The organism is Pseudomonas sp. AO-1 (genome assembly GCF_019775695.1).
Lineage (GTDB): Bacteria > Pseudomonadota > Gammaproteobacteria > Pseudomonadales > Pseudomonadaceae > Aquipseudomonas > Aquipseudomonas parakoreensis.
Window position 1 is genome coordinate 6,595,001 of record NZ_CP079947.1, and the last position, 25,233, is coordinate 6,620,233.

The 25,233-nt window shown below is 60.3% G+C and carries 30 protein-coding genes (1 of these 30 running past the window's edge); 19 read left to right on the forward strand and 11 right to left on the reverse strand.

The features are described from left to right. Together KVQ82_RS30020 and KVQ82_RS30025 are read right to left on the reverse strand one after the other, a co-directional pair. On the reverse strand, positions 1-820 hold the 5' portion of the coding sequence (locus tag KVQ82_RS30020; protein WP_145593956.1) for a CaiB/BaiF CoA-transferase family protein. The gene continues 401 nt to the left of window position 1, outside the view; the window shows 820 of its 1,221 coding nt (coding positions 1-820); it begins with the start codon at positions 818-820; its stop codon lies beyond the left edge, outside the window. A 13-nt stretch (positions 821-833) separates the two neighbouring features. Continuing rightward, entirely contained in the window at positions 834-2,015 is a 1,182-nt protein-coding gene (locus KVQ82_RS30025) for an acyl-CoA dehydrogenase (protein ID WP_003220420.1), read from the reverse strand. Positions 2,016-2,172: 157 nt separating this feature from the next. Here KVQ82_RS30025 and KVQ82_RS30030 point away from each other — a divergent pair, with 157 nt between their 5' ends. The 11 genes from KVQ82_RS30030 (at position 2,173) to KVQ82_RS30080 (ending at position 12,294) form a co-directional block, all read left to right on the forward strand. Then, entirely contained in the window at positions 2,173-3,072 is a 900-nt protein-coding gene (locus KVQ82_RS30030) for a LysR family transcriptional regulator (protein ID WP_222017435.1), read from the forward strand. Between the two features lie 434 nt (positions 3,073-3,506). After that, on the forward strand, positions 3,507-4,628 hold the full coding sequence (locus KVQ82_RS30035; RefSeq protein ID WP_025112356.1) for a Re/Si-specific NAD(P)(+) transhydrogenase subunit alpha: 1,122 nt from the start codon (positions 3,507-3,509) through the stop codon (positions 4,626-4,628). A gap of 15 nt (positions 4,629-4,643) precedes the next feature. Beyond that, the gene (locus KVQ82_RS30040; RefSeq protein ID WP_003220416.1) at positions 4,644-4,964 is read left to right on the forward strand and encodes an NAD(P) transhydrogenase subunit alpha; all 321 of its coding nucleotides are present in this window, start codon (positions 4,644-4,646) and stop codon (positions 4,962-4,964) included. Continuing rightward, positions 4,964-6,397, forward strand: a complete 1,434-nt coding sequence (locus KVQ82_RS30045) for an NAD(P)(+) transhydrogenase (Re/Si-specific) subunit beta (protein WP_086794131.1) — start codon at positions 4,964-4,966, stop codon at positions 6,395-6,397. Before KVQ82_RS30040 ends, KVQ82_RS30045 begins: the two co-directional genes overlap by 1 nt. 214 nt (positions 6,398-6,611) lie before the next feature. Further along, positions 6,612-8,105, forward strand: coding sequence for an acetyl-CoA hydrolase/transferase family protein (locus KVQ82_RS30050; RefSeq protein WP_041074719.1), 1,494 nt, complete (start codon positions 6,612-6,614; stop codon positions 8,103-8,105). Positions 8,106-8,425: 320 nt separating this feature from the next. Then, positions 8,426-8,641, forward strand: a complete 216-nt coding sequence (locus KVQ82_RS30055) for a DUF1127 domain-containing protein (protein ID WP_003220409.1) — start codon at positions 8,426-8,428, stop codon at positions 8,639-8,641. Positions 8,642-8,895: 254 nt separating this feature from the next. Beyond that, positions 8,896-9,105, forward strand: a complete 210-nt coding sequence (locus KVQ82_RS30060) for a DUF1127 domain-containing protein (RefSeq protein WP_222017437.1) — start codon at positions 8,896-8,898, stop codon at positions 9,103-9,105. Positions 9,106-9,238: 133 nt separating this feature from the next. Then, positions 9,239-9,556, forward strand: a complete 318-nt coding sequence (locus tag KVQ82_RS30065) for a DUF2388 domain-containing protein (protein WP_007962831.1) — start codon at positions 9,239-9,241, stop codon at positions 9,554-9,556. A gap of 107 nt (positions 9,557-9,663) precedes the next feature. Then, the gene (locus KVQ82_RS30070) at positions 9,664-9,972 is read left to right on the forward strand and encodes a DUF2388 domain-containing protein (RefSeq protein WP_041074725.1); all 309 of its coding nucleotides are present in this window, start codon (positions 9,664-9,666) and stop codon (positions 9,970-9,972) included. 43 nt (positions 9,973-10,015) lie between these two features. Continuing rightward, complete coding sequence (locus tag KVQ82_RS30075) at positions 10,016-10,336, forward strand: DUF2388 domain-containing protein (protein ID WP_041074727.1); 321 nt, start codon at positions 10,016-10,018, stop codon at positions 10,334-10,336. Further along, positions 10,333-12,294, forward strand: a complete 1,962-nt coding sequence (locus KVQ82_RS30080) for a DUF4105 domain-containing protein (protein WP_222017440.1) — start codon at positions 10,333-10,335, stop codon at positions 12,292-12,294. Before KVQ82_RS30075 ends, KVQ82_RS30080 begins: the two co-directional genes overlap by 4 nt. A gap of 148 nt (positions 12,295-12,442) precedes the next feature. On the opposite strand, the gene KVQ82_RS30085 is transcribed toward KVQ82_RS30080, so the two are convergent. From KVQ82_RS30085 to trpB, 3 genes are all read right to left on the reverse strand, one after another. Then, on the reverse strand, positions 12,443-12,883 hold the full coding sequence (locus tag KVQ82_RS30085) for an anti-virulence regulator CigR family protein (protein WP_027610197.1): 441 nt from the start codon (positions 12,881-12,883) through the stop codon (positions 12,443-12,445). 121 nt (positions 12,884-13,004) lie between these two features. Next, on the reverse strand, positions 13,005-13,817 hold the full coding sequence (gene trpA, locus KVQ82_RS30090; RefSeq protein ID WP_096797304.1) for a tryptophan synthase subunit alpha: 813 nt from the start codon (positions 13,815-13,817) through the stop codon (positions 13,005-13,007). After that, positions 13,817-15,049, reverse strand: a complete 1,233-nt coding sequence (gene trpB / locus KVQ82_RS30095) for a tryptophan synthase subunit beta (RefSeq protein WP_041074734.1) — start codon at positions 15,047-15,049, stop codon at positions 13,817-13,819. The genes trpA and trpB overlap by 1 nt, the downstream gene beginning before the upstream one ends. 114 nt (positions 15,050-15,163) lie before the next feature. Here trpB and KVQ82_RS30100 point away from each other — a divergent pair, with 114 nt between their 5' ends. Next, complete coding sequence (locus tag KVQ82_RS30100) at positions 15,164-16,081, forward strand: LysR family transcriptional regulator (RefSeq protein WP_222017442.1); 918 nt, start codon at positions 15,164-15,166, stop codon at positions 16,079-16,081. Here the strand turns inward: KVQ82_RS30100 and KVQ82_RS30105 are convergent. After that, positions 16,054-16,380 carry a YqjD family protein gene (locus tag KVQ82_RS30105; RefSeq protein ID WP_003220391.1) on the reverse strand — a complete coding sequence of 109 codons (327 nt, stop codon included), beginning with the start codon at positions 16,378-16,380 and terminating at the stop codon, positions 16,054-16,056. The two genes, KVQ82_RS30100 and KVQ82_RS30105, sit on opposite strands and share 28 nt — an antisense overlap. A 157-nt stretch (positions 16,381-16,537) precedes the next feature. On the opposite strand from KVQ82_RS30105, the gene KVQ82_RS30110 reads away from it, so the two are divergent. After that, on the forward strand, positions 16,538-16,753 hold the full coding sequence (locus tag KVQ82_RS30110) for a dodecin (protein WP_027610201.1): 216 nt from the start codon (positions 16,538-16,540) through the stop codon (positions 16,751-16,753). Between the two features lie 124 nt (positions 16,754-16,877). Next, positions 16,878-17,102: a DUF1161 domain-containing protein gene (locus tag KVQ82_RS30115; RefSeq protein WP_041074738.1), complete on the forward strand. Its 225-nt coding sequence runs from the start codon at positions 16,878-16,880 to the stop codon at positions 17,100-17,102. Between the two features lie 166 nt (positions 17,103-17,268). On the opposite strand, the gene KVQ82_RS30120 is transcribed toward KVQ82_RS30115, so the two are convergent. After that, positions 17,269-18,270, reverse strand: coding sequence for an LLM class flavin-dependent oxidoreductase (locus KVQ82_RS30120; RefSeq protein ID WP_086794121.1), 1,002 nt, complete (start codon positions 18,268-18,270; stop codon positions 17,269-17,271). Between the two features lie 240 nt (positions 18,271-18,510). Here KVQ82_RS30120 and KVQ82_RS30125 point away from each other — a divergent pair, with 240 nt between their 5' ends. After that, positions 18,511-18,942 carry an OsmC family protein gene (locus KVQ82_RS30125; RefSeq protein WP_131671836.1) on the forward strand — a complete coding sequence of 144 codons (432 nt, stop codon included), beginning with the start codon at positions 18,511-18,513 and terminating at the stop codon, positions 18,940-18,942. 242 nt (positions 18,943-19,184) lie between these two features. Then, the gene (locus tag KVQ82_RS30130) at positions 19,185-19,424 is read left to right on the forward strand and encodes a DUF1161 domain-containing protein (protein WP_007962817.1); all 240 of its coding nucleotides are present in this window, start codon (positions 19,185-19,187) and stop codon (positions 19,422-19,424) included. Between the two features lie 6 nt (positions 19,425-19,430). Here KVQ82_RS30130 and KVQ82_RS30135 read toward each other — a convergent pair whose 3' ends face one another. Beyond that, a complete protein-coding gene (locus KVQ82_RS30135) occupies positions 19,431-19,850 on the reverse strand; it encodes a lipoprotein (protein WP_041074745.1) in 420 nt (139 codons plus the stop codon). A gap of 40 nt (positions 19,851-19,890) precedes the next feature. After that, positions 19,891-20,313 (reverse strand): hypothetical protein, encoded by a 423-nt coding sequence (locus KVQ82_RS30140; protein WP_108181281.1) that lies wholly within the window; start codon positions 20,311-20,313, stop codon positions 19,891-19,893. A gap of 58 nt (positions 20,314-20,371) precedes the next feature. Here KVQ82_RS30140 and KVQ82_RS30145 point away from each other — a divergent pair, with 58 nt between their 5' ends. Beyond that, positions 20,372-21,448, forward strand: coding sequence for an aminopeptidase (locus KVQ82_RS30145; protein WP_222017444.1), 1,077 nt, complete (start codon positions 20,372-20,374; stop codon positions 21,446-21,448). A gap of 115 nt (positions 21,449-21,563) precedes the next feature. Here KVQ82_RS30145 and KVQ82_RS30150 read toward each other — a convergent pair whose 3' ends face one another. Both KVQ82_RS30150 and KVQ82_RS30155 read right to left on the reverse strand, forming a co-directional pair. Then, positions 21,564-22,214 carry an HAD family hydrolase gene (locus tag KVQ82_RS30150; RefSeq protein WP_222017446.1) on the reverse strand — a complete coding sequence of 217 codons (651 nt, stop codon included), beginning with the start codon at positions 22,212-22,214 and terminating at the stop codon, positions 21,564-21,566. 28 nt (positions 22,215-22,242) lie between these two features. Next, positions 22,243-22,788, reverse strand: coding sequence for a gamma carbonic anhydrase family protein (locus KVQ82_RS30155; protein WP_222017448.1), 546 nt, complete (start codon positions 22,786-22,788; stop codon positions 22,243-22,245). A 62-nt stretch (positions 22,789-22,850) separates the two neighbouring features. Here KVQ82_RS30155 and prlC point away from each other — a divergent pair, with 62 nt between their 5' ends. Both prlC and KVQ82_RS30165 read left to right on the forward strand, forming a co-directional pair. Continuing rightward, entirely contained in the window at positions 22,851-24,929 is a 2,079-nt protein-coding gene (gene prlC, locus KVQ82_RS30160; RefSeq protein WP_222017450.1) for an oligopeptidase A, read from the forward strand. Beyond that, a complete protein-coding gene (locus KVQ82_RS30165) occupies positions 24,926-25,210 on the forward strand; it encodes a YheV family putative zinc ribbon protein (RefSeq protein WP_222017452.1) in 285 nt (94 codons plus the stop codon). Before prlC ends, KVQ82_RS30165 begins: the two co-directional genes overlap by 4 nt. Positions 25,211-25,233 lie beyond the last annotated feature (23 nt).

Consider the following 25,233-nt stretch of genomic DNA (forward strand, 5'->3'; position numbering starts at 1 on the left):
GCCCAGCCACCTCGGCGAACTTACGGAACTGGCCGTCATTGCCAACGGTAAGAATGAAATCACCATCAGCCGTGGGGAAGTCCTGATAAGGCACGATGTTCGGATGCGCATTGCCCAGACGCTTGGGCGCATTGCCCGTAGTCAGGTAATTCATCGCCTGATTGGCCAGACAGGCGACCTGCACATCCAGCAAAGCCATATCGATGTGTTGCCCGCCGCCATCGTGATCACGATGAGCCAGCGCTGCCAGAATCGCCACGGTCGAATACAAACCAGTAAGGATGTCCGTCAGCGCCACACCCACCTTCACCGGCCCGGCGCCTTCATCACCTTCAGGGCGACCGGTCAGGCTCATCAGCCCGCCCAACCCCTGGATCATGAAGTCATAACCGGCGCGCTTGGCATACGGCCCGGTTTGACCGAAGCCGGTGATCGAGCAATAGATCAGATCCGGATTGATCGCCTTCAGCGACTCGTAGTCCAGCCCATAGGCGGCCAGCCCCCCGACCTTGAAGTTCTCGATGAGAATGTCCGACTTCGCCGCCAGCTCCCGCACGAGGCTCTGACCTTCAGGCCGAGTGAAGTCGATCGTCACCGATTGCTTGTTGCGGTTGGCCGACAAGTAGTAAGCCGCCTCGCTGGTGTTTTCCCCGTATGCGTCCTTGAGGAAGGGCGGCCCCCAGGCGCGCGTGTCATCGCCATTGCCCGGACGCTCGACCTTGATTACCTCGGCGCCAAGGTCGGCAAGTATCTGCCCGGCCCACGGCCCGGCCAGCACGCGCGATAAATCCAGTACTCGCAGATGCGACAGCGCGCCCATGGTCGCTCTCCTGTTAATAGAACGCCTGCAGACCGGTTTGCGCGCGACCCAGAATCAGCGCGTGAACGTCGTGAGTACCTTCATAGGTATTCACCACTTCCAGGTTGACCAGATGACGGGCCACACCGAACTCGTCGGAAATACCGTTACCCCCCAACATGTCACGGGCCATCCGGGCAATATCCAGCGACTTGCCGCAGGAGTTGCGCTTCATGATCGAGGTGATTTCGACCGCCGCAGTACCTTCATCCTTCATGCGCCCCAGACGCAGGCAACCTTGCAGTGCCAAGGTGATCTCGGTCTGCATGTCGGCCAGCTTCTTCTGGATCAGCTGAGTCGCGGCCAATGGGCGACCGAACTGCTGACGATCAAGGGTGTATTGGCGAGCGGTGTGCCAGCAGAATTCGGCAGCGCCCAACGCGCCCCAAGAGATGCCGTAGCGCGCCGAGTTGAGGCAAGTGAACGGACCTTTCAGACCACGCACGTCCGGGAAGATGTTCTCTTCCGGTACGAAAACGTTGTCCATGACAATTTCGCCGGTGATCGATGCGCGCAGGCCAACCTTGCCGTGAATCGCCGGTGCGCTCAGGCCCTTCCAGCCTTTCTCCAGGACAAAGCCACGGATGTCGCCGGCATCGTCTTTGGCCCAGACTACAAATACGTCGGCGATCGGGCTGTTGGTGATCCACATCTTGGCGCCGGTCAGGCTGTAACCGCCGTCGACTTTGCGCGCACGTGTGATCATCGCACCCGGATCGGAACCGTGGTTGGGTTCGGTCAGACCGAAGCAGCCGATCCATTCGCCGGACGCCAGTTTCGGCAGGTATTTCTGCTTCTGCGCTTCAGTGCCGAATTCGTTGATTGGCACCATCACCAGCGAGGACTGTACGCTCATCATCGAACGGTAGCCGGAGTCGACGCGCTCCACTTCACGGGCAATCAGACCGTAGCTGACGTAGTTCAAACCGCTGCCACCGTATTGCTCAGGGATCGTCGCGCCGAGCAGGCCGACTTCGCCCATTTCGCGAAAGATCGCCGGGTCGGTTTTCTCATGGCGGAACGCTTCGAGGACACGTGGCGCCAGGCTTTGCTGAGCAAACTGGGCGGCAGTGTCGCGAATCATGCGCTCTTCTTCGGTGAGCTGTTGATCCAGCAGCAGGGGATCGATCCAGTTGAAGCTAGCTTTACCGCCCATGAGTGTGCCCTCGTAAATCGGTGAATTAACGTGGCATTGATCCTAGGCCCGGTTCGCCAGCGCGGCAAACGAGGATTTCGCATCCTGTTGTGCTAATTTCTCACTCCGAAACGTCGCTGAATGCCTTTTAAGCGGCGCATTAGTGAGGTTGACGTACATGCGCAGGAAGATTCCCAGCACCACAGCCCTGATCAGCTTCGAGGCCGCCGCTCGCCACGAAAGCTTTACCAAGGCTGCCGAAGAACTTTCTCTCACCCAGGGCGCCATTTGCCGACAGATTGCCAGCCTTGAGGAGTTCCTCAGTGTGGAACTGTTCCGACGCTCGCGACGCGGTGTGAAGCTGACGGAAGCGGGGCTGTCCTACAGCCGTCGGGTGGCCACGCAACTCGATGCCGTCGAGCGCGACACTCTCTCGGTCATGGGCCAACAGGGCACCAACGTGATTGAACTGGCGGTGGTGCCCACTTTCGGCACGCAATGGCTGCTGCCGCGGCTCAAGGATTTCCAGCTCAAGCACCCGGAAGTGACGGTTAACCTGACCAACCGCACCCGTCCGTTCCTGTTTGCCGACACCGATTTCGACGCAGCGATCTACTTCGGAGACGCCGATTGGTCGGGTACCGAGTCCCACAGACTGATGGGCGAAAATCCGATGCCAGTGTGCAGCCCAGCCCTACTCGGCGATAGAACGCATCTGACGGCTGACGAGATCGCCGAGCTGCCGTTACTGCAACAAACCACTCGCCCTTACGCCTGGCGCCAATGGTTTAACTCACAGCAGTTGAACATCCCCCGCGACATGACAGGCCCACGCTACGAGCTATTCTCCATGCTGGCCCAGGCAGCCATGCACGACATGGGGATCGCACTGATTCCGCCGTTCCTGATTCAACGCGAACTGGCCGAGAAACGCTTGGTGATCGCCAACCCGGATGCACTCTCCAGCATCAAGGCGTATTACCTGATGATTCCGGAGCGCAAGGTCGAATCGGCGTCACTCAAGGCATTTCGCGATTGGCTGGTCAATCAGGCAAACAGCTACAGCCTAGAAGGATAAAGGCTTACAACAATTACTAACCCGGTAGTCAGGAAATTAAAAGCCCTACAGATATAAGTATTTGTCGCAAAATCGCAGACTGTATCCGAAAGTCGTACAGACGTCCCACAAGCGCCTGCCGACGTGGCTTTGAGCCTTCATCCACGACTCATTACGGCCTATTCACGCCACCGATGAGAAATTTTTTCAAATTCAGCCAGAATCCTTGCAAGGCACGGCCTGCAAGGGATTCAACTGGCCATCTGCGACATTCGGTCACGGGATGACTTGTAGTTAATTTTCCGTCACCCGTCATAATCCCTTGAAGGGCATAAAGTTCGCCTGCAAAATGCCGCGCCCCGCCCTGATTTGGCGGGATCGTGCTGATCGGCCGCCCCAGTCGCACCATCCGCAGTGCCTGGGTTTACTCAATAAGATCACGCAGGAGATTTGACGTGCACATTGGTGTTCCTCTCGAAACCCAGACCGGTGAAACACGGGTTGCTGCAACCCCGGAAACCATTAAAAAGCTGATCAGCCAAGGACATAAGGTCACTGTGCAAACCGGCGCTGGCGTCAAAGCCAGCGTTGTCGACAGTGCCTATGAAGCGGCGGGCGCAACCATTGGCAGTGCCAACGATGCGTTCGGTGCCGAGCTGATTCTCAAAGTGGTCGCCCCCAGCGACGCCGAACTGGCGCTGATCAAGCGTGGCACGGTGCTGGTTGGCATGCTCAACCCCTTCAATAACGAAACCATCGCCAAAATGGCCGAGTGCGGGATTACCGCGTTCGCCCTGGAAGCGGCGCCGCGCACCTCTCGGGCGCAGAGTCTCGATGTGTTGTCGTCGCAGGCGAACATCGCCGGCTACAAGGCGGTGTTGCTGGCTGCGCACTACTATCCGCGCTTCATGCCAATGCTGATGACCGCTGCGGGCACCGTGAAAGCGGCGCGCGTACTGATTCTGGGTGCCGGCGTGGCCGGGTTGCAGGCGATTGCCACGGCGAAACGTCTGGGCGCGGTGATTGAAGCGTCTGATGTGCGTCCGGCGGTGAAGGAACAGATCGAATCCCTCGGCGCCAAGTTCGTTGACGTCCCTTACGAAACTGACGAAGAGCGCGAATGCGCGGTCGGTGTCGGCGGTTACGCGCGGCCAATGCCGGCAAGCTGGATGCAGCGTCAGGCCCAGGCTGTGCACGAGCGCGCCAAGCAGGCCGACATCGTCATCACCACCGCACTGATCCCGGGCCGCAAGGCGCCGACACTGTTGAGCGCAGACACCGTGGCGCAGATGAAGCCGGGCTCGGTGGTCATCGACCTCGCGGCAGCCCAGGGCGGCAATTGCCCGCTGACCGTCGCCGATCAAGTGGTGGTCGAGAACGGCGTGACCATCGTCGGCCCGACCAACCTCGCCGGTGAAGTCGCCGCAGATGCTTCGGCGCTGTACGCCCGCAACCTGCTGGACTTCCTCAAGCTGGTGTTCACCAAAGAAGGCCAGTTCGACGTCAACCTCGAAGACGACATCGTCGCCGCGTGCCTGATGTGCCGCGACGGCCAAGTCATCCGCAAAAACGCCTAAGCAGGGATTCAGACGATGGAAGAGCTTATCTCCCCCGGTATCTACAACCTGATCATCTTCGTGCTGGCGATTTATGTCGGTTACCACGTGGTCTGGAACGTTACACCTGCGCTGCACACGCCACTGATGGCGGTGACCAACGCCATTTCGGCGATTGTGATCGTCGGCGCCATGCTCGCTGCTGCGCTGACCGTCACGCCGCTGGGCAAGACCATGGGCACCCTCGCCGTGGCACTGGCGGCCGTCAATGTGTTCGGTGGCTTTCTGGTCACCCGCCGCATGCTTGAGATGTTCAAGAAGAAAGCCCCGAAAGCAAAAGAAGAGGCGCCGAAGTAATGAGCATGAATCTCGTCACGACGCTCTACCTGATCGCGTCGATCTGCTTCATCCAGGCCCTCAAAGGCCTCTCGCACCCGACCACTTCGCGGCGCGGCAATCTGTTCGGCATGCTAGGCATGGCGCTGGCCATTCTCACCACCATCGGCCTCATCTATAAGCTGGGTGCCGAGCTGGCGACTGCCGGTATCGGCTATGTGATCGTCGGCCTGCTGATCGGCGGCACTGCCGGCTCGATCATGGCCAAACGCGTCGAAATGACCAAGATGCCGGAACTGGTCGCCTTCATGCACAGCATGATCGGTCTGGCGGCGGTGTTCATCGCCATTGCAGCGGTGGTTGAGCCGCAATCGCTGGGCATCGTCAAGCAACTCGGTGATTCGATCCCGGCGGGTAATCGTCTGGAACTGTTCCTCGGTGCGGCGATCGGTGCGATCACCTTCTCCGGTTCGGTGATCGCCTTCGGCAAGCTGTCGGGCAAGTACAAGTTCCGCCTGTTTCAGGGTGCACCGGTACAGTTCAGCGGTCAGCACAAGCTGAACGCGGTTTTGGGCCTGGCAACGCTGGTGCTCGGCGTAACCTTCATGCTCACCGGCAACCTTGCCGCGTTCGCGCTGATGCTGGCCTTGGCATTCGTGATGGGCGTGCTGATCATCATCCCGATCGGCGGCGCCGACATGCCGGTGGTGGTGTCGATGCTCAACAGCTACTCGGGCTGGGCGGCAGCGGGTATCGGCTTCTCGCTGAACAACTCGATGCTGATCATTGCCGGCTCGCTGGTGGGTTCGAGCGGTGCGATCCTCTCGTACATCATGTGCAAGGCGATGAACCGTTCCTTCTTTAATGTACTGCTCGGTGGTTTCGGCAATACGGCCGACGCAGGACCTGCCGGTGCGAAAGAAGCCCGTCCGGTGAAATCCGGTTCGGCGGATGACGCGACCTTCCTGCTGACCAACGCCGACACCGTGATCATCGTCCCGGGCTACGGCCTGGCGGTGGCCCGCGCGCAGCATGCGTTGAAAGAGCTGACCGAGAAGCTGACCCACCGTGGCGTGACCGTGAAGTACGCGATCCACCCGGTGGCCGGTCGCATGCCCGGGCACATGAACGTCCTGCTCGCCGAGGCCGAAGTGCCTTACGACCAGGTGTTCGAGATGGAAGACATCAACTCCGAGTTCGGCCAAGCCGACGTGGTGCTGGTGCTCGGCGCCAACGACGTGGTCAACCCGGCCGCCAAAAACGATCCGAAATCGCCGATTGCCGGCATGCCGATTCTCGAAGCGTTCAAGGCCAAGACCATCATCGTCAACAAACGCTCAATGGCCAGCGGCTATGCCGGTCTGGACAACGAACTGTTCTACCTGGACAAAACCATGATGGTGTTCGGCGACGCGAAGAAAGTCATCGAAGACATGGTCAAAGCGGTCGAGTAATCCTCCGCAGTAGCACCGGACGCCCCGACTTGTCGGGGCGTTTTCGTTTGCGCAAACCGTCGGACAATTTGCCGCGTTGTTGCAGATCCGGTAACGGTGTTTTACTTCAAACCCGCTAAATAGACGCCTCGTTTGCGACCTTGGTAGCGGGACAGGCGCCCGTGAAATTCACTAGACTGCGCATCCTGATACTCGCTTCCCGAGAAAATAATCCATGTACCGTGACCGTATTCGCCTGCCTTCGTTGTTGGATAAAGTGATGAGCGCCGCCGACGCCGCCGCGCTGATTGAAGACGGTATGACCGTCGGCATGAGCGGCTTCACCCGCGCCGGCGAAGCCAAAGCCGTCCCTCACGCATTGGCCGAGCGAGCCAAGGTCACGCCGCTGAAGATCAGCCTGATGACCGGCGCCAGCCTGGGCAACGACCTCGACAAACAGCTGACCGAGGCCGGCGTGCTGTCGCGGCGCATGCCATTTCAGGTCGACAGCACCTTGCGCAAGGCAATCAACGCCGGCGAAGTGATGTTCATCGACCAGCACCTGTCGGAAACCGTCGAGCAACTGCGCAATCAGCAACTGAAGCTGCCGGACATCGCCGTGATCGAAGCCGTGGCCATCACCGAGCAGGGCCACATCGTGCCGACCACTTCGGTGGGCAACTCGGCAAGCTTCGCGATTTTTGCCAAACAGGTAATCGTCGAGATCAACCTGGCGCACAACGCCAACCTCGAAGGCCTGCATGACATCTATATCCCGACCTATCGCCCGACGCGCACGCCGATCCCACTGGTGAAAGTCGACGATCGCATCGGCAGCACCGCAATCCCGATCCCGCCGGAAAAGATTGTCGCCATCGTCATCACCCAGCAGGCAGATTCGCCGTCCACGGTGTCGACCCCGGATGTCGACACCAACGCCATCGCCGAGCATCTGATCACCTTCTTCAAGCAGGAAGTCGACGCCGGTCGCATGACCAACAGGCTCGGCCCGTTGCAGGCCGGGATCGGCAACATCGCCAACGCAGTGATGTGCGGCCTGATCGATTCGCCGTTCGAAGAACTGACCATGTATTCCGAAGTACTGCAGGACTCGACCTTCGACCTGATCGACGCCGGCAAGCTGAGTTTCGCTTCGGGCAGCTCGATCACTCTGTCAGAGCGGCGCAACAGTGATGTGTTCGGCAATCTGGAGAAGTACAAGGACAAACTGGTGCTGCGCCCGCAAGAGATCTCCAATCACCCGGAAGTGGTGCGTCGTCTGGGCATCATCGGCATCAACACCGCGCTGGAGTTCGACATCTACGGTAACGTCAACTCTACCCACGTCTGCGGCACACGGATGATGAACGGCATCGGTGGCTCGGGTGATTTCGCGCGCAACGCGCACCTCGCGGTGTTCGTGACCAAATCGATCGCCAAGGGCGGGGCGATTTCCAGCGTGGTGCCGATGGTCAGCCACGTCGACCACACCGAGCATGACGTCGACATCCTGGTGACCGAAATCGGTCTGGCCGACCTGCGCGGCCTGGCCCCGCGCGAACGTGCCCGGGTGATTATCGATAACTGCGTGCACCCCGATTACCGCGAGGCGCTGAATGACTACTTCACCGCCGCCTGCGCCATCGGCGGTCATACCCCGCACATCCTCCGCGAAGCGTTGAGCTGGCACATGAATCTGGAAGAAACCGGTCGCATGCTCGCGGTGTAATTCGTACAGTCAAACCGCTGATGCAAACACAGTTTGTGTCAGCGGTTTTTTAATCCCTCCCACTCGACAAAAACTGTACTGCTGTACTGGTTGTTTCCTACGGCTTTTGCCTACTCCCTCCCTCCATCTGAGCAAAAACGCACCACAAAAGTGCGGACAGGTACAGTTTGCTCAATTTTGACCCATACACCACCTATAAACAGTTAACTGGTCACTCACAATACAGTTGAACTGTATCTAGAGAGACTAGGCAAACGAGAGGATCATGGGCACCAGTTAAACCACTACCTGATCCCGCCACAAGCGGAAGGATGTCAACCATGGAACGTACACTCAGTTCCGAACTGTTCTTCGAAGACAAAGCTGCAAAAACCCAGGCTTCCCTGCCTCTGCGCGTTATCGCCAACCTGATGTTGTGGCAGCGCCGCATCTCCAGCCGCCACCAACTGGCTCGTCTGGATTCGCGTCTGCTGGCTGACGCCGGTATCAGCGAAGCACAACGCTACGAAGAGCTGAGCAAGCCGTTCTGGCGCTAAGTAGCGTCGCTGGCTCTGGTCGTTAGACCCACCGCCAGCAACCCGAATTGAACACACAAGACCCGTCGCGGGAAACCGCGACGGGTCTTGTCGTTTCAGGGTTCGAAAGGCCCGTACAGCAGGTTGTTCAAAGAACAGGTACAGTTCTAAATAATCAAAATCTGAACCAGTACAATTATTCATCGGTGTATCTGCCGGCAAAACTGCATCGGGCGCAGCCTGTCCTTAACCCTCCTCGGCTTAAGGAAAATGCCATGAAAGACTTACAGGATGTTTCGACAGCGTCGATTCAACCCCTCGTTCACTCGCACCCGCTGCGGCGCTTGGTTCGTAGCCTGTGGCAGGGATTGGAGCGCGCCAGGACGCGGCGTCTGTTGGCCCAGCTGGGGCAACGCGACCTCGCGGATCTGGGTCTGAGCCACGCCGATCGGCTCAACGAGCTGGAGAAACCCTTCTGGCGCTAGCATTCTGCCCACTGTCCGAACCTTGCGCGCAGGCCTAATATCCATGCCAGAACGTGGCGAATCTTCCGTAACCCGCGTCTGAGTCTCAGACACAAGCCACCTCTCAATACGGTTTACTATCAGGAGATACACCATGTCCCGTCTTCGCCTGCTCAGCGCTGCCGCCTTGCTGGCCGTGGCTGCCAACGCCAGCGCCTCGAGCTTCATCGTCACCACCGACGCCGTGGTTGGCGCGCTGAAGTCCTCCTCGGACGCCACGTCCGACGTCAGCTCTTCGCTGCGTGACAACAAGGTCGTGATCGCCGCGCGTGATGACGCAGCCAGCTTCGTCGCCAGCGAAGGCCAGATCCGCGGCGTCAAACTGGAAAGCGCCCTGGACCTGATCCGCCATCAGGCACCACAACTCAACGCGACCGACTTCCAACTGGCGCAAGCCATTCTGGCAATCTGATCGGACGTTGCCAGACGGGGCACGCCAGTCGTGTCCCGATGTTTCGCCACTGGCTCTGGCCCGGGCATTACGCTAGCCTTGAGATTCGCTAGCCGTTATCGAGTCCCATGCGTTTTCTGACCAACCTGCTTATTCCCTGTGCCTTGTTCAGCGCCTGCTGGGCGACGTCGGTCGATGCCTTTGATGTCTCCACGCAAAATACTGTGGTGACGGTCTGGGCCACCGGAATGGTGTCTTCCGCGCCATTCGACCGTAAACTGATCATCGCCGCTCATGATGACGCGGCGGCGTTTGTTGCCAGTGACGGTGAATTGCGCGGCGCGCAGCTCGAATCCGCCCTGCATTACTTGCGCAAATCCCGACCGAAACTTCATGTCAGCGACCTTGAACTGGCACAGGCAATTCTCGTCCAATAGTCATCTCAGTCCTTCGTTATCATTGCCCTTCCGGAGTCGTTCCATGCGTAGCCCGCTGATTGCTGCCGCCCTTGGCCTGTTTGTATTGGCCGACGTGGCCCAGGCGCACACCCTGGTAGCCACCAGTAACATCATCGTTCGTGCCTCCCAGCGCACCATCGATTTCACCTCCGATACCACCACGTCGATTCGCGATTCGAAAATCATCCGCGAAGCCCATGACGATGCCGCCAGCTTTGTTGCCACCAACGGCGATATCCGTGGTGCTCACCTGGAAGCCGCCCTCAACACCTTGCGCACCCGCGTGCCGGAAGCCCGCGACGCCAGCGATCAGGTGCTCGCCGAAGCCATTCTTGCCCTGTGAAGTCACTCGGCGCCTGGCTACTGGCCGGGGCGTTGTTGCTGCTTGGCAACAGCGCCCACGCCAGCCTGCAATTGCGGCTCAAGACCGACGGTCTGAGCCCCGCCCAGCAACAGGCCAGTCAGGCGCTGCTCGATGAAGCGATGCAGAAGCTGCCGCCCAGCTTCGTCGAACAGCTGGACCGGCGCATCGACGTCGGCTGGTCCGACGACATGCCCGGCAACGCCTACGGCCAGGCGACCCTGGTTGCCGAACTCGACCTGAACCGCAAACTGCTCGCCGGCCTCACCGACGGCAGCGCGGCCAAAGAAAAGACCAATCGCCCTCACGGCACCGTGCGCCAGGAGCTGCTGGCAACCGTGTTGCACGAGCTCACCCACATTTATGACCGCGCGCGCCTGTGGCCCGCCGCCGAGCGCACGCTGATCCAGCGCTGCACTCGCCGCAGCAACAGCGCCGGCCTGATCGGCATTCCCGACGAGTGTCGCGGCCAGACTGAACGCCGCTTCACCCTCAGCGATGACCCGCGCCTGCTCGACCTCGCCGGCTGGCAACAGTACGTCGGGCGGCGCGGCGAGCGTGAACAGCACAACCGCCAGGTGGCCCGCAGCCCGGATCTGTACGAGATTTCCAGTCCGAAAGAGTTTGTCGCGGTCAACATGGAGTATTTCCTCCTCGACCCGAGCTACGCCTGCCGACGTCCTGCGCTCTATCGCTACTACAAGGAGCGCTTCGGCTGGGCACCACCGGCCAGGGACACCTGCAGCAACACCTTCGCCTTCCTCAATGCCGGCAACGACTTCGCCAAACAGCCACTGGGACAGGTCGATCCGGAGCGGGTGTATGCCGTCGACTACCTGCTCGCCGAAGCCAACCAGAACTGGGTCAGCCGCTGGGGCCACAGCATGCTGCGCCTGGTGATCTGCGCGCCGGGTCGACCACGGGGCCCGGATTGCCGTCTCGACCTCGACCAGCATCTGGTGTTGTCGTACCGCGCCTTTGTCGGTGACGTGCAGCTGTCGAGCTGGGACGGACTGGTCGGCAAGTACCCGTCACGGCTGTTCGTGCTGCCGCTGGCGCAGGTCATCGACGAATACACCAAGACGGAACTGCGCAGCCTCGCTTCGGTACCGCTGAACCTGTCGCGCAAGGAAATTGAAGAGGTGGTCGAACACGCCGCCGAGATGCACTGGAGTTACGACGGCAACTACTTCTTCCTGTCCAACAACTGCGCCGTGGAAAGTCTCAAGTTGTTGCGCAGCGGCAGCAACAACAAGCAATTGGTCGGTCTGGACAGCATCATGCCCAATGGCTTGCTGGAAGTATTGAAAGGTCGTGGCCTGGCCGACACCAGCGTACTGGACGACCCCAAGGAAGCCTTGCGCCTGGGTTATCGCTTCGACTCGTTCCGCGATCGCTATCAGGCGATGTTCGATGTGTTGAAAAAGCAGCTGCCGATCAAACAGACCACCGTCGAGGACTGGCTATCGCTGTCTGCCGAAGAACGCCGGCAGTGGTTCGAGCGCGCAGACCTGCGCACCAGTGCAGCGTTGTTGCTGCTGGAACAGGCGAGTTATCGCCGCCAGTTGCTGCTGGCCCAGGATGAGGTCAAGCAACGCTACCTCGGTGCCCGGGAGCTGGAGAACGGTGGCATGGACAAGGCCAACGCGACCCTGCAGGAAATTCTCGCCAACAGCGGCTTCCTCAGTCGTCCGGCGGAACTGCTCGACAGCCGCGGTTACGGTTTGCCGCAACCGAGCGAGTTCAAGCGCCTGCAAGACGAAAGCAGCCAACGCCAGAAACAACTGCTGGCGCTGAGTGGCGATCTGGACAAGGAAGTGCGCAAGTTGCTGGAGCCCAAGCGAGCGGCCGAGATTGCCGCCAGCGAAGCCAACGTGAAGCAGATCGGCGAGCACCTGCGCAAACTGCACAAGGCCTCCGGCGGACTGGAGTTGCCCTGAGACAGAAGGCTGGAATTGAATCTTGTGGCGAGGGAGCTTGCTCCCGCTCGGCTGCGCAGCAGTCGCAAATTGGCTGAATGCCGAATTTTCAGGGCCGCTCCGCGCCCCATCGGGAGCAAGCTCCCTCGCCACAGATGATCGTGTCAGATCAGTACAAAACACCGTCCAGAATTTCGTAAACGATTCCGGTACCCACCGCGATCAGCACAATGTCCCCACCGGCCCGGCGCCACTCATAACCCGGATACACCGGCAGACGGCTCAGCGCCCGCCCGTCCAGCCGCTCGCCGTAGTAACCGTGCGGCAACGGCCGACCACGCTCCAGATGAATGCCCGGCGGCGGCGGTGCACCGCGCACGAAATAGCCGTGATTGTCGCGAATGGTCTGGCGTACCGGGCCGAAGTCGTGTGGCGGGCCGCCACGGTGGTCGTTCTGCGGGCCACGGTGATCGTCACCACGGTTATCGTAGTGGCCCTGCTGCGGGCCGCCGTGGTCATGATCATCGCGTGGATCGGCGCTGGCCAGCAGCGGCGTCGCGCTGAGCATCAGCACGCCCAGTCCGGCAATCAGACGTTTCGGCATTTTCATCAAGTCTTCCTCACTGCACCAACAGCAAAAAGGGATTCAGAACGTGGTTCTGAATCCCTCGGTCTTGCTCAATTAGGCCGTGATGTGAGGCGCTAATTCCTCTGTATCAGGAACTTTACCTTCAGCTGACGCGGGCCTGACGCACGCCCTCGGACAGCGCCTTGCACAGACCCAGCACGCCATCGACAGCCTGGGCCGGCGTGGTCGCATTGGCGATGTGATCGATCAGTGCCGAACCCACCACCACCCCGTCCGCCAAACGAGCGATGGACGCCGCCTGCTCCGGAGTACGGATACCGAAACCGATGCTGATCGGCAGGTCAGTGTGGCGACGCAAACGGGTGACCGCCTCTTCGACATGCTCCAGAGTTGCTGCACCGGCACCGGTCACGCCGGCCACCGACACGTAGTAAACGAAGCCCGAGCTGCCATTGAGCACTTTCGGCAGACGCGCATCATCAGTGGTCGGGGTGGTCAGGCGGATGAAGTCCAGACCCGCAGCCTGTGCCGGGTCGCACAGTTCATTGTTGTGCTCTGGCGGCATGTCGACCACGATCAAACCGTCGACACCCGCTTCCTTGGCATCAGCGATGAAACGCCCAACGCCATACATGTGGATCGGGTTGAAGTAGCCCATCAGCACCAGCGGCGTGTCGCTGTTGCCTTCGCGAAACTCGCGAACCATTTGCAGGGTTTTCGCCAGATTCTGCTTGGCGCCCAAGGCACGGATGTTCGCCAGTTGAATCGCCGGGCCGTCGGCCATCGGGTCGGTGAACGGCATGCCCAGCTCGATCACGTCGGCGCCAGCGCCGGGCAAACCTTTGAGGATCGCCAGCGAAGTGTCGTAGTCCGGATCACCGGCGGTGACGAAAGTCACCAGCGCGGCGCGGTTCTGTTGCTTGAGGTCGGCAAAACGGGTTTGCAGGCGGCTCATCAGTGTTTCTCCTGCTTCGACTGTTCCATATGGTGCATGACGGTCTGCATGTCTTTGTCGCCACGGCCGGAGAGGTTGACCACCATCAGGTGATCCTTCGGCAGTTTCGGTGCGCGTTTGAACACTTCAGCCAGCGCATGCGCGCTTTCCAGTGCCGGGATGATGCCTTCGAGGCGGCAGCACTGGTGGAACGCAGCGAGGGCTTCGTCGTCGGTGACCGAGGTGTACTGGACGCGGCCGATGTCATGCAACCAGGCGTGCTCAGGGCCAATGCCCGGATAGTCGAGGCCGGCGGAAATCGAGTGGGCGTCAATGATCTGGCCATCGTCGTCCTGCAGCAGGAAGGTGCGGTTACCGTGCAGCACACCCGGTACGCCACCGTTGAGGCTGGCCGCGTGCTTGCCGGTTTCGATGCCGTAACCGGCCGCTTCAACCCCGATGATTTCGACGCTTTGATCATCGAGGAACGGGTGGAACAGGCCCATGGCGTTGGAACCGCCGCCGATGCACGCCACCAGGCTGTCCGGCAGACGACCTTCCTGAGCTTGCAACTGCTCGCGGGTTTCCTTGCCGATCACCGCCTGGAAGTCGCGCACCATGGCTGGATACGGGTGCGGGCCGGCCACGGTGCCGATCAGGTAGAAGGTACTGTCGACATTGGTCACCCAGTCACGCAGCGCTTCGTTCATCGCGTCTTTCAGAGTACCGGTGCCGGCCACCACCGGGATCACTTCGGCGCCCAGCAGCTTCATGCGGAACACGTTGGCCTGCTGGCGTTCGATGTCGGTGGTGCCCATGTAGATCACGCAGTCCAGACCGAAACGTGCGGCCACGGTGGCCGTTGCCACGCCGTGCATGCCGGCACCGGTCTCGGCGATGATGCGTTTCTTGCCCATGCGCCGCGCCAGCAGGATCTGGCCGATGCAGTTGTTGATCTTGTGCGCGCCGGTGTGGTTCAGCTCTTCGCGCTTGAGGTAAATCTTCGCGCCGCCGCAGAACTCGGTCAGACGCTCGGCGAAGTACAGCGGGCTCGGACGCCCGACATAATCACGCTGGAAGTAGGCCAGCTCTTCTTTAAATGCTGGATCCTCCTTGGCCGCTTCGTATTCACGGGCCAGATCGAGGATCAACGGCATCAGGGTTTCCGCCACGTAGCGGCCGCCGAACGCACCGAACAGGCCGTTATCGTCAGGGCCGCTGCGCAGGTTGGAGGTGTTCGAAGTCTGGGTCATGATGTGCTCCAGGTGAATTCGGGTAAGAAGACAATGGCGTCCACTCTACCCCTGACCTTCCAGGCTGAAAACCGATAAGATCGCCACAACCTGTCAGGAAAACTCACAGATACCATGAGCCACGACCTTCCCCCGCTGAACGCCTTGCGCGCGTTCGAAGCCACCGCCCGGCTGAACAGCGTCAGCCAGGCGGCCGAACAGCTGCACGTCACTCATGGTGCTGTCAGCCGTCAGCTCAAAGTGCTCGAAGAGCATCTGGGCGTGAGCCTGTTCGTCAAGGATGGTCGCGGCTTGAAACTCACAAATGCCGGCGTTCGTCTGCGAGATGCCAGCGGTGAGGCCTTTGATCGGTTGCGCAGTGTGTGTGCCGAGCTGACGCAAAGCACCGCTGACGCGCCGTTCGTGCTCGGCTGCTCCGGCAGTCTGTTGGCGCGCTGGTTCATCCCACGCCTGGGGCGGCTCAACGCCGATCTGCCGGACTTGCGTCTGCACTTGTCAGCGGGTGAAGGTGATCTTGACCCGCGGCGCCCTGGACTCGATGCCTTGCTGTTGTTCGCGGAGCCGCCATGGCCGGCAGACATGCAGGTCTACGAACTGGCCGCAGAACGCATCGGCCCGGTGATGAGCCCGCTGTTCAGTGGCTACCAACGCCTGCAAGCGGCGCCGGCGTCAGCCTTGCTCAGCGAGCCGCTGCTGCACACCACATCGCGCCCGCAAGCCTGGCCGAGTTGGGCACAGCAAAATCACCTCGACGCCAAGGCGTTGAAGTTGGGGCAAGGTTTTGAGCATTTGTATTATCTGCTGGAAGCCGCAGTGGCCGGACTCGGCGTGGCAATCGCGCCAGAGCCGCTGGTGGCCGAGGACTTGAAGGCCGGTCGCCTGGTTGCGCCGTGGGGCTTTTGCGAAACCCCGGCGCAACTGGCGTTGTGGCTACCCAAGCGCGCCGCAGACGGACGCGCCCGGCAACTGGCGCAATGGCTCAAGAATGAGCTGCGCCAGACGGATCACTCGCCGCGCTTGAACAGCAAATAAGCAGCCAGCAGACCGATTGCACCGACCGCCACACCGGCGGTGGTCCAAGGATGTTCCTGAGCGTAATCGCGGGTGGCGATGCCGGTCTCGCGGGTTTTCACTTTGACTTCTTCATAGGCATCGCTGAGCAGGCTGCGCGAATGTTTCAGCGCGCTTTCAGCGTTGCTCTTGAGCGCCTTGAGGGTCTTGCGCGACTCGTCGGACGCGTCGTCCTTCAGGCTTTCCAACGATTTGAGCAGACTCTCGATCTCGGCTTCCATGCTTTGCAACGAGGCTTTACGTAAAGAGGTGTTGGCCATGGTGGCTCTCCTGCATTGGTGATGAGTGGCGTGTGTTGGTTGGGACTTCAGCGGTTTGAGAAAGTGCAGAAAATCTGAACTTCGCTTGCATCGAGCCGCCGAAATCAACAGTGCAGATTCACTGCTAGTCTCAAATCCACACGTCAAGGAGATCGCCATGAGTGACCATCACACCTACAAGAAAGTCGAGCTGGTCGGCTCGTCCACCAGCAGCATCGAAGACGCCATCAACAACGCGCTGGCCGAAGCCAACAAGAGCATCAAGCATCTGGAGTGGTTTGAAGTGGTTGAGACGCGTGGCCACATCAAGGACGGCAAGGCTGCGCATTTCCAGGTAACCCTCAAAGTCGGCTTCCGCATTGCCAGCAGCTGAGTTTGGGCTACGCTTCTGAACTTGCGCGCTGGCCGAGTGCCATAGGAATGGCAAAGCGCTACAAGGTGAGCGCATCGGCAGAGCCGGTGCCCGCCTCTTTTAATCCGACCAGGGAGTGCGACCGATGAAGAAGTTCATATTGGCAGTAGGTTTGTTGAGCCTTGCGGGTGGCGCGTTTGCTGCTGGCAAGCCTTGTGAAGAGTTGAAAAGCGAAATTGCGGCGAAGCTGGATGCCAAGCACGTTTCCGGGTATTCACTGGAGGTTGTCGACAAGGGTGCGGCCGCTGACGGCAAAGTCGTCGGCACCTGTGAAGGCGGCGCCAAGGAAATCGTCTACAAACGCGGTTGATCGCGCCTGAAATGCAAAAGCCGACGCGAAGGCGTCGGCTTTTTTGTGGGCGATGATTTACATGCAGGAGCTGCGGCACGCTGCGATCTTTTGATCGTGGCTTTGAAAAATCAGATCAAAAGATCGCAGCCTCGTTTCACTCGACAGCTCCTACAGGGCGCCGCGTTTATCCTTTCATGACCTGCGCCAGCAGTTCGTAGGAATGCAGGCGATCGGCGTGTTCATACAGGTCGCAAGTGAAAATCAGCTCGTCGGCCTGAGTCTGCTCGACCAGCACTTCCAGTTTCGCGCGAATCTTCTGCGGGCTGCCAACCATCGCCAGGCCGAGGAAATCCCCCACCGCCTCGCGCTCATGGGGCAGCCACAGGCCGTCCATGGTTTTCACCGGTGGACGCTGCACCAGACTCTGCCCACGCATCAGCGCCAGAATTCGCTGATACACCGAGGTCGCCAAGTAATCGGCCTGTTCATCGGTATCCGCCGCCACCAGCGGTACCCCGAGCATCACGTACGGTTTATCGAGCACCGCCGAGGGCTTGAAGTGGTTGCGATAGACGCGAATCGCCTCATGCATGAAACGTGGAGCGAAGTGCGAGGCGAAGGCGTAAGGCAAGCCGCGCTCACCGGCCAGTTGCGCACTGAACAGGCTGGAGCCGAGCAGCCAGATCGGCACATGGGTGCCGGTGCCGGGCATGGCGATCACCCGTTGATCCGGAGTGCGCGGGCCGAGGAAGCGCGCCAGCTCGGCGACGTCTTCCGGGAAATCGTCGGCACTGCCGGAGCGTTCGCGGCGCAGAGCGCGGGCCGTCATCTGATCGGAGCCGGGCGCGCGGCCCAGCCCCAGATCGATGCGTCCCGGGTACAGGCTTTCAAGAGTGCCGAACTGCTCGGCGATTACCAGCGGTGCGTGGTTGGGCAGCATTACCCCGCCAGAGCCTACGCGAATCGTCGAAGTCCCCCCGGCCAGATATCCCAACAGCACCGAGGTGGCGGAGCTGGCGATGCCGTCCATGTTGTGGTGCTCGGCCACCCAGAAGCGGGTGTAGCCGAATTTCTCGACGTGCTGCGCCAGATCCAGCGAGTTGCGCAGCGATTGCGCCGGGCTACCGTTCTCGCGCACCGGCACCAGATCGAGGGTGGAAAACTTTACGTCGGACAGTTGCTTCATAAACCTGCGTCTCCGAGTGGGGTGCAGGTTTTTTCTTGCGAACGAAAACCTGCCGAATTCATAAGCGTGTTCTGTGCAATGAGGGCATATACCCGAGTTTCAATAGCTGAGGGAAAAATCCTACTAAAAAAGTCAACGATTCACCTGAGCTGAACTTTGTCCCGGCGTCTATCCTCAGAAGCCTTGCAAGCAAAAACCACGACGGCGCGGCGTTTCGCGCCAGATCTTGAGGAGGCAGACATGGCTATCGTGAAGAAAGCATCCGCGCATTGGGCAGGCGATCTGAAAACCGGCATCGGCTCGATCTCTACCGAGACCGGCGTCCTCAGAGAAGCGCCTTACGGCTTCAAGGCCCGCTTCGAGGGCGGTAAGGGCACCAACCCGGAAGAACTGATCGGCGCCGCGCATGCCGGCTGTTTTTCCATGGCGTTTTCGATGATTCTCGGTGATGCGGGTCTGAAGGCCGAGAGCATCGATACTCAGGCAGAGGTCACACTGGACCAAGTGGATGGCGGCTTTGCTATCACTGCAGTCAAACTGATTCTCAAGGCGAAAATCCCGGGGGCGACTCAGGCGCAGTTTGAAGAACTGAGCAACAAGGCCAAGGAAGGGTGCCCGGTATCCAAGGTATTGAATGCGAAGATTACCCTTGAGGCTTCGCTGGTCAGCTGATTTGCGCAGGCTTCGACAAAGGCGTTGCTGGCACTGACGCCTTCGCGGGCAAGCCCGCTCCCACAGGATTTGGGTCGGCCCCTAACCTGTGGGAGCGGGCTTGCCCGCGAAGGCGATTTGAATAGCACCGCAATTGCTGAAGATGTGAGCGACATCAGAACCTGCGCTGCAAGAATATGGTCGAATAAGTGACAGCAGCTTCAGCGCACGCCCGTGCGCGCTGCCCCATGGAGCTTCAGGATATGAAACGTATTGGCTTGGCGATCCTCTGCAGTGCATTGGCCACAACGGTTCTTGCCGCACCGAAAGACTGTGAAGAACTCAGAAAAGAAATCGAAGTAAAGATCCAGGCGAACGCCGTGCCGTCCTACACGCTGGAAATCGTCAGCAAGGAAGAGGCCGACAAGCACGACGTGGCCATGGTCGTGGGCACCTGTGAAAACGGCAGCAAGGCAATTATTTATCAGAAGAACGACAACTGAGCCGTCTCAGCTGAGGCAGTCCATGTCGTGATCCTCAGCTACGATCTCATGCTTGGCGTTGTACAGGCGGGCGCTCGGGGTGAACCCTAGCGAGCGACCTTCCAGCAGATAACGCTGGCCGGCTTCGAAATGGTCGTAGCGGATGTACAGGTAGCACAGCCGCTCGATCGGGCCGGTCATCAGCGCACCGCCGCCACCAAACACCTCGAAGTCAAACCGCACCCGCAGCTCGTGGCTACCAGGCGTGACCTGAAAGAAACGCCCATCGGTCAGCCGTTGATTGTCCAGGCGCTCGGCCATGAGCAGTTTTCCGCCGGGGGTCGGGGTTGAGAAGTCGACCCAGGCCATTTGCGGATCGACCGGTGGCAGTGGCGTCTGGCAGCCGGCGATAGCGCCGACTGCGAGCAACAACATCAACTTGCGCATGATGGATGTCCAAGGATTCAGACTTCCAGCATAGCGCTGATCACGTGCGCTGACAGCCTGCCGGCGTACCTTGGCCGACCACATTGTGCTGCTCGTCATAGAGCTTCGCCCATGGCCGGAAACCGATGCTGCCAGCTTGCAGCTGATAGCGCTGACCGGCGTTGAAGTCCTTGAATTTCAAATTCAACTGGCAGTCGCGCCATAGCGGTTCGGCATCGGGGCCGATGTTGGTGGCTTCGACCGGGAATTGGTAGCGCACCTGTAATTGGTGGCTGCCGGGCTCGACCTCAAAATAACGTTTGTCGACGGTCGCCTTGTCATCGACCTTCAGCGCTTGCAGCGCCGTGTCCTGTTGCCGGGCATCGAGATCGATCCAGGCTTGTGAGGGGTCAGGGTCGGGCATTCCGAATCCGGCACATCCGGCCAGCGTCAGCAGGCCTCCTGTCAGCAACAACATGCGCATAGCGAAGCTCCAAATGGCGGGATAGTCTTGCGGGCAGACTCTCCAAAGGATTTTTATTTTGAGCAGGCCGCTTCCAAGCCATGGGTTACTTGATCGCGTTTTTCGGATTTTGTTTCCGGGTGTGATGTTTTTGTTGCTCAACGGTTGTTCCAGCGTCAGCTATTACAGCCAGTTGGCGAGCGGCCAATTGCAGTTGCTGCGCGCGCGCGAGCCAGTGGCCAAGGTGATCGCCGACCCGAGCCGCGACGCCAAGCTGCGCACGCACCTGAGCCAGTCACAGAAGGCCCGGAACTTTGCCAGCGAACACCTGCACCTGCCGGACAACCAGAGCTATCGGCTGTACGCCGACATTGGCCGGCCCTATGTGGTGTGGAACGTCTTCGCCACCCCGGAGTTTTCCCTGAAGCCGCAGAACCATTGCTTCCCGATCGCCGGTTGCGTGGCCTATCGCGGCTACTACAGCCAGAGCGCCGCGCGCGGCGAAGCGGCGATCCAGCGTCTGCAAGGCATGGATGTGTCGATTGGCGGCGTCGAGGCCTATTCGACCCTCGGCTGGTTCAATGACCCGATCCTCAATTCGATGATGGGCTGGGGCGATGAGCGCCTGGCCACGCTGATCTTTCACGAACTGGCGCATCAGCGCTTCTATGTGAAGGACGACACCGAGTTCAACGAGTCCTTCGCCACATTTGTCGAGCAGGAGGGCACCCGCCAGTGGCGGGCGTTTCGTGGCCTGCCTGCGGATACCGACTCGCGGCTAAAGCAGCGTGATCAGTTCATTGAGCTGGTGCTGGAAACACGCTCACGCCTGGAAAAGCTCTACGCCCAGCCGCTACCGGCCGAGCAGATGCGCGAACGCAAAGCGGCGACGTTCGAGCAGTTTCGGCGCGATTACCGGGTCATGCGCGACAGCCAGTGGGCTGGGGACAAGCGTTATGACGCGTGGGTGAATCTGCCGCTGAACAATGCGCGGTTGTTGCCGTTTGGGCTGTATGACCAGTGGGTGCCGGCGTTTGCGGCGCTGTTCAGGCAGGTTGGCGGGGATTGGGGGCGGTTTTATGTTGAGGTCGAGAAGCTAGGCGGGTTACCTGTCGCGGAGCGTAAAGCGGCCTTGAAAACTTTGGCCGGATCTTGAACTGATGTCGGCTGATCCGGCCTCATCGCTGGCAAGCCAGCTCCCACATGGATTCAGGTGAACCTGCGCACACTGCTCACCTGTGGGAGGTGGCTTGCCAGCGATGGCGCTATGATCAACGCCGCAAAAACGCCTGATGCAACTCGGTCAACGTCTCAAAGTGATAAGCCGGCGCCTCAGCGCTCAACTCTTCAAAACTGCCAAACCCATAACCCACCGCCGCCGCGTCCACGCCGTTGCTGTGCGCGCCGATCAGGTCGTGCTTGCGATCGCCGATCATCAGCGTGTTGCGCGGATCCAGCCCTTCCTCAGCGATCAGGTGCGCAATCAGCTCGACCTTGTTGGTCCGCGTGCCATCCAGCTCACTGCCGTAGATCACCTTGAAGTGTTTGGCGAAGTCGAAGTGCCGGGCAATTTCCCGGGCGAACTCCCACGGTTTGGATGTCGCGATATACAGCTGTCGCCCTTGGCCGCTCAGGGTTTCCAGCAGCGGCGTGACGCCCTCGAACACACGGTTTTCGTACAGGCCGGTGACCTTGAAGCGCTCGCGATAGAAATTCACCGCCTCCCAGGCTTTGGCCTCGTCGAAGCCATAGAACTGCATGAACGCCTGCAACAACGGCGGGCCGATGAAGTGTTCAAGTTTGCTCAGGTCCGGCTCGTCGATGCCGAGCTTGCTCAAAGCGAACTGGATGGAACGGGTGATGCCTTCACGCGGGTCAGTCAGGGTGCCATCGAGGTCGAACAATACAGTCTGGTAATGCATGAGAAATCCTGAGCAGGTGTAGGTCGATTCAGAGCTGGTCGTAGCCTTCGGCCAGATGCAGGTCCTTGAGCTTCACGTAGTTCGCCGCGCTGTAGGTGAAGAAGGCGCGTTCCTTGTCGGTCAACGGACGGACCTGTTTCACCGGGCTGCCCACGTACAGGAAACCGCTTTCAAGGCGCTTGCCCGGTGGCACCAGGCTGCCGGCGCCGATGATCACGTCATCCTCGACCTGCGCGCCGTCCATGACAATGCTGCCCATGCCGATCAACACGCGACTGCCGACGCTGCAGCCATGCAGCATGACCTTGTGGGCGATGGTCACGTCATCGCCGATCAGCAACGGAAAACCGTCCTGGTTGAATGGACCGGCGTGGGTGATGTGCAACACGCAACCGTCCTGCACGCTGGTGCGCGCACCGATGCGGATGCGGTGCATGTCGCCACGGATCACGGTCAGCGGCCACACGGAGCTGTCTTCGCCGATTTCGACGTCGCCGATCACCACCGCGGAGGCGTCGACAAACGCGCCTTTACCGAGCTGCGGGGTGTGATTCTGGTACTTGCGAACGGACACGATAATTTCTCTCTCTGTCGCCGATAGCTGCGGTGAGTGCCGATTGTAATTAAGATGGGCGCATGTTTCTCCCAGCCAAGGTGCCAACCGTGAGCGTGAACAACCCTCTTCTGCAGTCCTACGACCTGCCGCCGTTCTCCACGATCCGTGCCGAACACGTGCTGCCAGCCATTGAAACCATCCTGGCCGACAACCGCGCCGCCATCGCCGAAATCCTCAAGACTCAAGTCGAGAACCCGACCTGGGCCGGCCTGGTATTGGCAATGGACGAACTCAACGATCGCCTCGGCGCTGCCTGGAGCCCGGTCAGCCACCTCAACGCCGTGTGCAACAGCGCTGAACTGCGCGAAGCCTACGAGTCGTGCCTGCCGGCCCTGAGCGCCTACTCCACCGAGATGGGGCAGAACCGCGAGCTGTTCCAGGCTTATGAAGCGCTGGCCAACAGCCCGGAAGCCGCCAATTTCGACGTGGCGCAAAAAACCATTCTGGAACACGCCCTGCGCGATTTCCGTTTGTCGGGTATCGACCTGCCGGAAGCCGAACAGAAGCGTTACGCGGAAGTGCAGAGCAAACTGTCCGAGCTGGGCAGTCGCTTCTCCAACCAATTGCTCGACGCCACGCAAGCCTGGACCAAGCACATCACCGACGAAGCTGCCCTCGCCGGCCTGACCGACTCGGCCAAGGCGCAAATGGCCGCTGCCGCCCAGGCCAAAGGCCTTGACGGCTGGCTGATCACCCTGGAATTCCCGAGCTACTACGCGGTGATGACCTACGCCCAGGACCGTGCCCTGCGGGAAGAAGTCTACGCCGCCTACTGCACCCGTGCGTCGGATCAAGGCCCGAACGCCGGGCAGAACGACAACGGCCCGGTGATGGAAGAGATCCTCGACCTGCGTCAGGAACTGGCAAAACTCCTGGGTTTCGCCAGCTTCTCCGAGCTGAGCCTGGCTACGAAAATGGCCGAGTCCAGCGATCAGGTGCTGAGCTTCCTGCGCGACCTGGCCAAGCGCAGCAAACCGTTTGCCACGCAGGATCTGCAGCAGCTGCGCGCCTTCGCCGCCGAACAGGGCTGCGCCGATCTGCAGAGCTGGGACAGCGGTTTCTACGGGGAAAAACTCCGCGAGCAGCGCTACAGCGTCGCTCAGGAAACCCTGCGCGCCTACTTCCCGATCGATAAAGTCCTCGGCGGCCTGTTCGCCATCGTTCAGCGTCTGTACGGCATCGAGATCGCCGAGCTGAAAGGCTTCGACACCTGGCACCCGGATGTTCGCCTGTTCGAAATCAAGGAAAACGGCCAGCACGTCGGGCGCTTCTTCTTCGACCTCTACGCCCGCGCCAACAAGCGTGGCGGCGCGTGGATGGACGGCGCCCGCGACCGTCGCCGCACCGTCGACGGCGTGCTGCAAAGCCCGGTGGCCAACCTGGTGTGCAACTTCACCCCGGCCGACAGCGGCAAGCCTGCGCTGCTGACCCATGATGAAGTGACCACCCTGTTCCACGAATTCGGTCACGGCCTGCATCACCTGCTGACCCGCGTTGATCACGCCGGTGTTTCCGGGATCAACGGCGTGGCGTGGGATGCGGTCGAGCTGCCGAGCCAGTTCATGGAAAACTGGTGCTGGGAGCCGGAAGGCCTGGCGCTGATCTCCGGTCACTACGAAACTGGCGAGCCGCTGCCACAGGATCTGCTGGAAAAAATGCTCGCGGCGAAGAACTTCCAGTCCGGGTTGATGATGGTTCGTCAGCTGGAATTCTCGCTGTTCGACTTTGAACTGCACGCCACTCACGGTGACGGCCGCAGCGTGGCGCAAGTGCTGGAAGGCGTGCGCGACGAGGTGTCGGTGATGCGTCCACCGGCGTACAACCGCTTCCCCAACAGCTTCGCGCACATCTTCGCCGGCGGTTACGCGGCCGGCTATTACAGCTACAAGTGGGCGGAAGTGCTGTCGGCGGATGCCTTCTCCAAATTTGAAGAGGATGGCGTGCTCAACGCCGAAACCGGTCGCGCCTTCCGCGAAGCGATTCTGGCGCGTGGCGGTTCGCAGGCCCCGATGGTGCTGTTCGTCGACTTCCGTGGCCGTGAGCCATCGATTGACGCACTCTTGCGCCATAGCGGCCTGAGTGAGGACGCAGCAGCATGAGTGAGGCACCTGTGATTACCAAGAAGCGCTTTATCGCCGGGGCTGTCTGCCCGGCGTGCAGCGAGCCGGACAAACTGATGATGTGGAACGAGGACAGCGTGCCGCACCGTGAGTGTGTGGCCTGCGGTTACTCGGATACGTTGAACGAGCAAGGGCTGTCGGTTCCCAAGGAACTGGGCACGCGGGTCAATACCAGCGCGCTCAAGCCGGCGCCGGACAAGAAGGTCCAGGCCGTGCAGTTCTTTCCGAATCCGAAGCTGAAGAAAAAGTCCGAAGACTGAGCCGGCAAATAACCCTCCACGGT